Source organism: Acidovorax sp. HMWF018 (genome assembly GCF_003061035.1).
GTDB classification, from domain to species: Bacteria; Pseudomonadota; Gammaproteobacteria; order Burkholderiales; family Burkholderiaceae_C; genus Acidovorax; species Acidovorax delafieldii.
Window position 1 is genome coordinate 1 of the sequence record NZ_QAIM01000252.1, and the last position, 7,481, is coordinate 7,481.

A 7,481-nucleotide genomic window follows, 5' to 3' on the forward strand; every position below is an offset into this window, starting at 1 on the left:
GTGCTGGTGCACCGGCGCGGCTACCAGTCGCCCGCGCTGGACGCGCTGCAGACCGCACTGACCTCCGGCGAAGCACACCGCCCCGCCACATCGACCTGACACCCTCCCCCACAGATCGCACAAGGAGCCCCCATGCCCGCCGCCTTCACCACCCACCTGGGCCTTGCGCTGCCCATCATCCAGGGCCCGATGACCGGGTCGGACACGCCCGCACTGGCCGCCGCCGTGTCCGCGGCCGGTGGTCTGGGCATGCTGGGCTGCGGCATGCGCTCGCCCGCTGCCATGGCCGAGGCCGCCGCCGAGGTGCGACGCCGCACCGACCGGCCCTTTGGCATGAACCTGTTTGTGCAGGCCACCCCAACGCCGGACGACGCCACGGTGCAAGCCGCACTGCAGCGCCTGGCGCCGTTCTATGCGGAGTTCGGCCTGGTGCCCGAGCGGCCCGCACAGTGGTGTGAGGACTTCGCGGCACAGTTCGACGCCCTGGTGGCCGCACGCCCGGCCGTGGCCAGCTTCACCTTCGGCATCCTCACGGCGGCGCAGGTGGCACGGCTGAAAGCGGTGGGCAGCACGGTGGTGGGCACCGCCACCACGCTGGCCGAGGCGCAGGCCTGGGCCAGCGTGGGCGCGGATGCCGTCTGCGCCTCTGGCATGGAAGCCGGGGGGCACCGGGGCACCTTCCTCACGCCCACACAGCCCGGTGCCACCGGCGCGGCGCCGTCATTGGCCGACTTTGCGGCCAGCATGGTGGGCACGCTGCCGCTGGTGGCGCAGTGCGTGCAGGCCCTGTCCATCCCGGTGATCGCTGCGGGCGGCATCATGGACGGGCGCGGCATTGCGGGTGCGCTGGCGCTGGGCGCCCAGGCGGTGCAGATGGGCACGGCCTTCCTGACCTGCCCCGAGTCGGCGATTGGCCCGACGTACCGTGAGGCCCTGGCACGCGCCCAGGCCACCGACACGCGCACCACCCGCATCTTCTCGGGCCGGCCAGCACGCGGCATCGTCAACCGCATGATGCAAGCCCTGCAGGCCGACGAGGCCACCGTGCCGCCCTACCCCGTGCAGAACGCACTGACGGGCGCGCTGCGCCGCGCGGCCGCCCAGGCGGGCCAGGCCGACTGCCTGTCGCTGTGGGCGGGCCAGGGGGTGGCCCAGGTGCGGCCCATGCCAGCTGCGCAGCTGGTGGCGTTGTTGGCCCAGGAGTGGCAGCAGGCCACCGCGCCGCGTGGCGGCTCCACAGTCGGCCACCAATAACTATCATTTTTATAGCAACAGAGGCATATTGAACTGGCGCTTGCGGCCAAAAATGCCCTAAAACCCGCGCAGCAGCCTCCCCGATATGAACAGGACGCCAAAAACCGGCGCGCTGTCAAACCCGTGCCACCGGGGAGCTGGCTTTGCCAGGCCACGGGTGGCGTCCCCCTCCCGCAGGAGAGGGGGAAGGTGCGAAGCACCTCAGGGGCTGCCTCACTGCCTCCAGGGCAGTTCGCGCGCAGGGCCCTGGATCACGGGAGGCTGGGCATTGAGGGTTTCGCCCGCCAGCACCCGTTCGTACATGCGCAGGTAGTTGCGGGCCATGCGCTCGGCGCCAAAGTGCTCGACCACATGCTGGTGGCAGGCGCGCGGGTCAAAGCGGTTGCCCCGCACCGCTTCGGCCAGCACCGAGGCCTGGTCGGACAGCACACCGCAGTGCACGGGCACCAGCTCGGGCAAGGCGCCGTAGGGGGTGGAGAACACGGGGCAGCCAAAGTACAGGCTCTCGATCACGGCCAACCCGAACGGCTCGTGCCAGCGCACCGGAAAGATCAGCCCGCGCGAGGCGTTGAGCAGGCCCGTCTTCTGCGTGCCGCCCACCATGCCGTGAAAGTGGATCTTGCGCGACAGCGTCCAGCGAAAGCCGCGCTTGAAGTTGATGCGGTTGCCGCCCAGCACGTCCAGCTCCACCCCTGCCATCTTGGCCACCTTGATGGCGCCGCGCACGTTCTTCACGCCCCAGGCCGCCTTGCCCAAGAAGTGGTAGTGCGAGCGCGGGCGGTCAAAGTCCACCGGGCCATAACCCGCCCAGTCCAGCCCGTTGTAGACGAATTCGCTGGATCCGTAGCGCGCCGCATGGTCGCGCGACAGGAACACCGTGTTGCGGGGCAGCGGCTTGGGCTTGCGGGCGTTGCCGTGCTCGGTCACCAGGTAGGGCTTGGACAGCTCGGAGCGTGGGTTGAACTGGAAATGCGTGATGTCCACGTCGGCCGGAATCTGGCCCTCCCAGGGCTCGTCAGGCCGGATGGGCAGCACCTGGCCGAAGTCGCAGGTCGAGCCCTCGGGCACCAGGTAGCTCACGCGGTGGCCCTGCTGCACCAGCGTCTTGCCCAGGTCCCAGATCACGCGCTCGGTGCCGCCGTAGCCATACACCGGGATGGGGGAGTTGTTGACCAGCAGGATGTGCATGGCAGAGGTCCTTCAGGAAAGAGCGGCGGCCTGCCCCGGCGCCTGCAGCCACTGGCGCTCGCGGCCTTGCAGGATGGCCAGCACCAGCATGCCCATGAACAGATAGAACATGGTGCCGCTGTTGTGCCCCAAAAACACCTGGGTGGTGCCAAAGCCCATGTAGGACACGGGCAGCAGCACCCCGATCATGCGCAGGCACAGGCCCTCGGTATCCAGCACGCCCGCACTCCCCGGGAACACGCGGCGCCGCGTGGGCCAGAACAGCACCAGGGGCACACCATAGAAAAACAGCAAGACCACCACGCCGGGGATGCCGCGCTTGGCAAAGATGTCCAGCACCTCGTTGTGGGCGTGGCTGAACTGCAAAACAATCGGATGCGCCTCGCCGGCAGCCACCCGCCGCTGCTTCTCTGCCTCGTAGCCGTAGCGGCCCCAGCCGGTCCAGGGGCGGTCCAGGCCCATGCGCCAGGCCAGGCCCCAGTGCGCCAGGCGCTGGCCCACCGAGCTGGCCGCGTCGCCCCGCGCCTCGTACTGCGTGATCTCCTGCCGCGCCTCATCCACGCGCAGGCGCACCTCGTTGGCCTTGAAGGCCATCAGCCCGGCCGCACCCGCCACGACCAACACGCCGCCCACAAGGGCCAGCTTGCGCTGGCCACAGCGGGCCTGCAGCCAGGCGCACAGCAGCAACGCCAGCGGCAGCACCACCCAGCCCCCGCGCGACTCGGACAGCAGCGATCCCTCCAGGCCCAGCAGAATGCCCACCGCCCAGCCCGCACGCTGCCAGGGCTTCCAGCGGTCCCACAGCACCAGCAGCGCGACCGAACACATCAGCCCCAGCAGCAGGCTGAGCCCGCCGTACTGGATGGCGTTGGTAAAACCATTGGCGCGCGGCAGGTGCAGCACCATGGCCTGGTACAAACCGATCAGCCCCGCGCCACAGGCGCCGACGGCGATACCGGCCCAGAGCCAGCGCACCCGCGGGGGATAGGCCAGCACATACAGCAGGCACGGCAGCGCCAGCAGGTACTTGGCAGGCCGGTCCAGGTTGGACCAGCTGCCCTGGGCCGGGTCAAAGTCGAGGGCCCAGACCGTGCCCATCGCCACGATGGAGGCCAAAAGCAGCCAGGCATCGCGCCCCGGCCGGCGCCGCAGCCACACCCCGGCGGTGGCCAGGCTGCACAACAGCAGCACCACCGCCCCCCAGGAGTAGCCCGAGCGCACCCACAGCGCCATACCCGGCACCATGAAGGCCGCCGCGCCCGACAGGCGCACAAAAATTTCGTCAGCTTTGGTCAACGGCGCACGCTCTCGCTCAGTTGCTGGTGGTCGTACTCCAGGGCGGCGTACCGGAAGAACGCCTCCAGCGCCACAAACAGACAATACAGAAAACCTGCCCCGCCACACAGAAAGCCCAGCCGAAACACATACAGGCGCAGGAACATGCTGGTGCCCGAGGCCAGGCCCCGCACCACGCCGCCCTTCTTGCCCGCCGCCGCCCGCTTGGCGGCACCGAGCATCGCGTACTGGGTGAGCTTTTCCAGGCTGCCGCGCACCGTGGTGCGCGAGTAGTGCAGCAGCCGCGCTTCGATCAGGCGGCGCGGCACGGCGCCACCGCCCGGTGGAGGCAACAGTTCGGCCTGCTCGTGCACCACGCCCGTGAACTCGCGGACCATGGCGCGCACGAACAGGCGCTCGATCTGCGATTGCGAGCGAAAGTACCTGAGTTCGTGCCCGTAGGCCACCATGCGCCAGCGGATGCTCCACACGGCCTGCGCGCCAGAGCGCACGATGGCCTGCAGCTCCTGGGCGAACGCCGGCGTCATCACCTCGTCGGCGTCCAGAAAGAAGATGTAGTCGCCCCGCGCATGGGCCAGCAGCCGGTTGCGCTGCACGGCAAAGCCTTTCCAGTCGGGATAGTTGTGGACTTCGGCGCCCAGGCGCTGGGCGATGGCCACGGTGTCATCGGTGCTACCGCTGTCCACCACCAGCAACTGGTCGGCAAACGCAGCGCTTTGCAGGCAGGCTTCAATGCGGTGCGCCTCGTTGAGGGTCAGCACCGCCACGGTCAACGTGGGCGGCGGCGTAGCGCCGCCGACTGCAACCGGCATCAATCAGTGACCAGCGTGTACGTGCTCACCGGCCTTCAGGCGATACACCGTGCCACAGTAAGGGCACTTGGCTTCACCCGTGCGGGCCACGTCCAGGTACACCTTGGGGTGGCTGTTCCACAGTTTCATGTCGGCCTTGGGGCTGGGACAGAAAACGCCGCCTTGGGCGTTCAGGTCTTTGGCCAGGAGTTCAACGGTTGCTTGCGACATGTTCTTCAGACCTTGCTCAGCCAGTGGGCGTATTTCGGATTGCGGCCACCAACGATGTCGAAGAAGGCGCTCTGGATTTTTTCGGTGATCGGGCCGCGCGATCCGCTGCCCAGCTCGATCCGGTCGAGTTCGCGGATGGGCGTGACTTCAGCGGCCGTGCCGGTGAAGAAGGCCTCGTCGGCGATGTACACCTCGTCGCGCGTGATGCGCTTTTGCACGATCTCCAGGCCCAGGTCCTTGGCGATGTGGAACACGGTGTTGCGGGTGATGCCGTTCAGGGCGCCGGCCGACAGGTCGGGCGTGTAGATCACGCCGTTCTTGATCACAAAGATGTTTTCGCCCGCGCCTTCGGACACAAAACCCGAGCTGTCCAGCAGCAGGGCTTCGTCGTAGCCGTCGTCCGTGGCTTCCATGTTGGCGAGGATGGAGTTGGTGTAGTTGCTCACCGCCTTGGCCTGCGTCATGGTGATGTTGACGTGGTGGCGGGTGTAGCTGCTGGTCTTGACGCGGATGCCGCGCTTGAGGCCTTCCTCGCCCAGATAGGCGCCCCAGGCCCAGGCAGCGACCATCAGATGAATCTGGTTACCCTTGGGCGAAACCCCCAGCTTTTGCGAGCCGATCCAGGTCAATGGACGCAGATAGCAGGATTCGAGCTTGTTTTCGCGCACCACGGCTTTCTGGGCCTCATTCACCTCTTCCTTGGTGAACGGGATCTTCATGCGCAGGATCTTGGCGCTGTTGAAGAGGCGGTCGGTGTGCTCTTCCAGGCGGAAGATCGCTGTGCCATTGGCGGTGTTGTAGGCGCGCACGCCTTCGAAGGCGCCGCAGCCGTAATGCAGGGTGTGGGTCAGCACGTGGATCTTGGCGTCGCGCCAATCGACCATCTGGCCGTCCATCCAGATCTTGCCGTCACGGTCGGCCATCGAGGGAACTACGGGGCTCATGGGTGTCCTTTGGTTGCTGTGGGTCGCAAGACCAGGATTTTACGGGGCGGCGGGCGGCGCGCCTTCTCCATCAGCGGCAGGGTTGTCCTGGGGGCGGACCAGGGTCCACACCACCAGCTTGCCCTGCTGGAACTCGCAGGTCACGTGCGAGCGGGTACCGTCGGTCCAGCGGTAGACCTCGGGCTGCACGTTTTCGGCAGAAACGCGCTCTCCCAGCGCCTGGGTCATGGCCACCACGTGCATGAGGTTCACGCCCTTCGTCAGCCGGGCGTTGAGCATCACGGCGCTGCCCACATACCCGATGGGGCGCTTGGCGGCCTTTTGCATCACGCTCATCAACCGCGTGAAGTGCAGCAGGCCCCACATGACCAGCCCACCGGCCACGGCAGCCACCCCGGCCCAGCCGTAGGCATAAAAACCAAACCCGATCAGGGCCACCGCCCCCAGGGGCACCAGGATATTGCGCAAGTTCATAGGTCGAGATTGTCTTATGGCGCCATGGACATGGCGCTGTGGGCATTGCTTACAGACCGCGCACCACGTTCATGGCCTCTTCCACCCGCTCCACGGCGTGGATGGTCAGCCCCTCGATGGGCTTTTTGGGCGCATTGGCCTTGGGCACCACGGCCACGCTGAAACCCAGCTTGGCGGCTTCCTTCAGGCGCTCCTGCCCCCGGGGAGCGGGTCGCACCTCACCGGCCAGCCCCACTTCACCAAACGCCAGAAAGCCGCGCGGCAGCGCCTTGCCCCGCAGGCTGGAGGTGATGGACAGCATCACCGCCAGGTCGGCGGCCGGTTCGCTGATGCGCACGCCCCCCACCGCATTCACAAACACGTCTTGGTCCATGCAGGCCACGCCCGCGTGGCGGTGCAGCACGGCCAACAGCATGGCCAGGCGGTCCTTGTCCAGGCCCACCGACAGGCGCCGGGGGCTGGGGCCGCCACTGTCCACCAGGGCCTGGATCTCCACCAGCAGCGGGCGTGTGCCCTCCAGCGTCACCATCACGCAGCTGCCGGGCACGGGCTCGGAATGCTGGCTCAAAAAGATGGCGCTCGGGTTGCTCACGCCCTTGAGGCCCTTCTCGGTCATGGCAAACACGCCAATTTCGTTGACCGCGCCGAAACGGTTCTTGATGGCGCGCACCAGGCGGAACTGGCTGTGCGTGTCGCCTTCGAAGTACAGCACCGTGTCCACCATGTGCTCCAGCACGCGCGGCCCCGCCAGCGCACCTTCCTTGGTCACATGGCCCACCAGAATGACAGCAATGCCCGTGCCCTTGGCCATGCGCGTGAGGTGCGCTGCGCATTCCCGCACCTGGGCGACGGAGCCCGGCGCGCTGGTGAGCTGGTCGGAATAGGTGGTCTGGATGGAGTCGATGACCACCACGGCGGGCTGCGTGGCCTCCACGGTCGCCAGAATCTTTTCGAGCTGGATCTCGGCCAGCAGCTGCACCTGGCTGCCGTCGATGCCCAGGCGCCGCGAACGCAGCGCCACCTGCGCTCCGCTCTCCTCACCCGTCACATACAGCGTGGGCAGGCCCGCGCTCTGCAGCGCGTCCATAGCCTGCAGCAGCAGGGTCGATTTGCCAATGCCCGGATCGCCCCCGATGAGCACCACGCCCCCTTCCACAATGCCGCCGCCCAGCACACGGTCCAGCTCGTCGATGCCGCTGGGGGTGCGGGCCACGTCCTGGGCCTCGATGGCCGCCAGCGGCAGGACGGGCTGCGCGTTGGCCAGGCCCGCGTAGCCTTGCGGCGTGCTCAGGCGGTTCTTGCC

The 7,481-nt window shown here is 67.7% G+C and carries 8 protein-coding genes; 1 reads left to right on the plus strand and 7 read right to left on the minus strand.

The features are described from left to right. The first annotated feature begins 132 nt into the window (after nucleotides 1-132). A complete protein-coding gene (locus DBR23_RS09115; RefSeq protein WP_108498033.1) occupies nucleotides 133-1,254 on the plus strand; it encodes a nitronate monooxygenase family protein in 1,122 nt (373 codons plus the stop codon). A 213-nt stretch (nucleotides 1,255-1,467) separates the two neighbouring features. Here the strand turns inward: DBR23_RS09115 and DBR23_RS09120 are convergent, their stop codons facing one another. The 7 genes from DBR23_RS09120 to radA form a co-directional block, all read right to left on the minus strand. Continuing rightward, the gene (locus DBR23_RS09120) at nucleotides 1,468-2,442 is read right to left on the minus strand and encodes a glycosyltransferase (protein ID WP_056742172.1); all 975 of its coding nucleotides are present in this window, start codon (nucleotides 2,440-2,442) and stop codon (nucleotides 1,468-1,470) included. A gap of 12 nt (nucleotides 2,443-2,454) precedes the next feature. Next, nucleotides 2,455-3,738, minus strand: a complete 1,284-nt coding sequence (locus tag DBR23_RS09125) for an O-antigen ligase (RefSeq protein WP_108498034.1) — start codon at nucleotides 3,736-3,738, stop codon at nucleotides 2,455-2,457. Beyond that, nucleotides 3,735-4,550 (minus strand): glycosyltransferase family 2 protein, encoded by an 816-nt coding sequence (locus DBR23_RS09130; protein WP_108498035.1) that lies wholly within the window; start codon nucleotides 4,548-4,550, stop codon nucleotides 3,735-3,737. Before DBR23_RS09130 ends, DBR23_RS09125 begins: the two co-directional genes overlap by 4 nt. A 3-nt stretch (nucleotides 4,551-4,553) precedes the next feature. Then, on the minus strand, nucleotides 4,554-4,760 hold the full coding sequence (locus DBR23_RS09135; protein ID WP_056057299.1) for a zinc-finger domain-containing protein: 207 nt from the start codon (nucleotides 4,758-4,760) through the stop codon (nucleotides 4,554-4,556). A gap of 5 nt (nucleotides 4,761-4,765) precedes the next feature. Then, complete coding sequence (locus tag DBR23_RS09140; protein WP_056057294.1) at nucleotides 4,766-5,704, minus strand: branched-chain amino acid transaminase; 939 nt, start codon at nucleotides 5,702-5,704, stop codon at nucleotides 4,766-4,768. 39 nt (nucleotides 5,705-5,743) lie between these two features. After that, nucleotides 5,744-6,178, minus strand: a complete 435-nt coding sequence (locus DBR23_RS09145; protein ID WP_108498036.1) for a glycerate kinase — start codon at nucleotides 6,176-6,178, stop codon at nucleotides 5,744-5,746. A 49-nt stretch (nucleotides 6,179-6,227) separates the two neighbouring features. Beyond that, nucleotides 6,228-7,481 (minus strand): DNA repair protein RadA (gene radA / locus DBR23_RS09150; RefSeq protein ID WP_233250355.1); only part of this gene is annotated, 1,254 nt, incomplete at its 5' end.

Bases quoted from the DNA above. Each gene is read 5' to 3' on its own strand.
- DBR23_RS09130 (WP_108498035.1), bottom strand. From the start codon at position 4,550: ATGCCGGTTGCAGTCGGCGGCGCTACGCCGCCGCCCACGTTGACCGTG.
- DBR23_RS09120 (WP_056742172.1), bottom strand. From the start codon at position 2,442: ATGCACATCCTGCTGGTCAACAACTCCCCCATCCCGGTGTATGGCTAC.
- DBR23_RS09135 (WP_056057299.1), bottom strand. From the start codon at position 4,760: ATGTCGCAAGCAACCGTTGAACTCCTGGCCAAAGACCTGAACGCCCAA.
- DBR23_RS09140 (WP_056057294.1), bottom strand. From the start codon at position 5,704: ATGAGCCCCGTAGTTCCCTCGATGGCCGACCGTGACGGCAAGATCTGG.
- DBR23_RS09145 (WP_108498036.1), bottom strand. From the start codon at position 6,178: ATGAACTTGCGCAATATCCTGGTGCCCCTGGGGGCGGTGGCCCTGATC.
- DBR23_RS09115 (WP_108498033.1), top strand. From the start codon at position 133: ATGCCCGCCGCCTTCACCACCCACCTGGGCCTTGCGCTGCCCATCATC.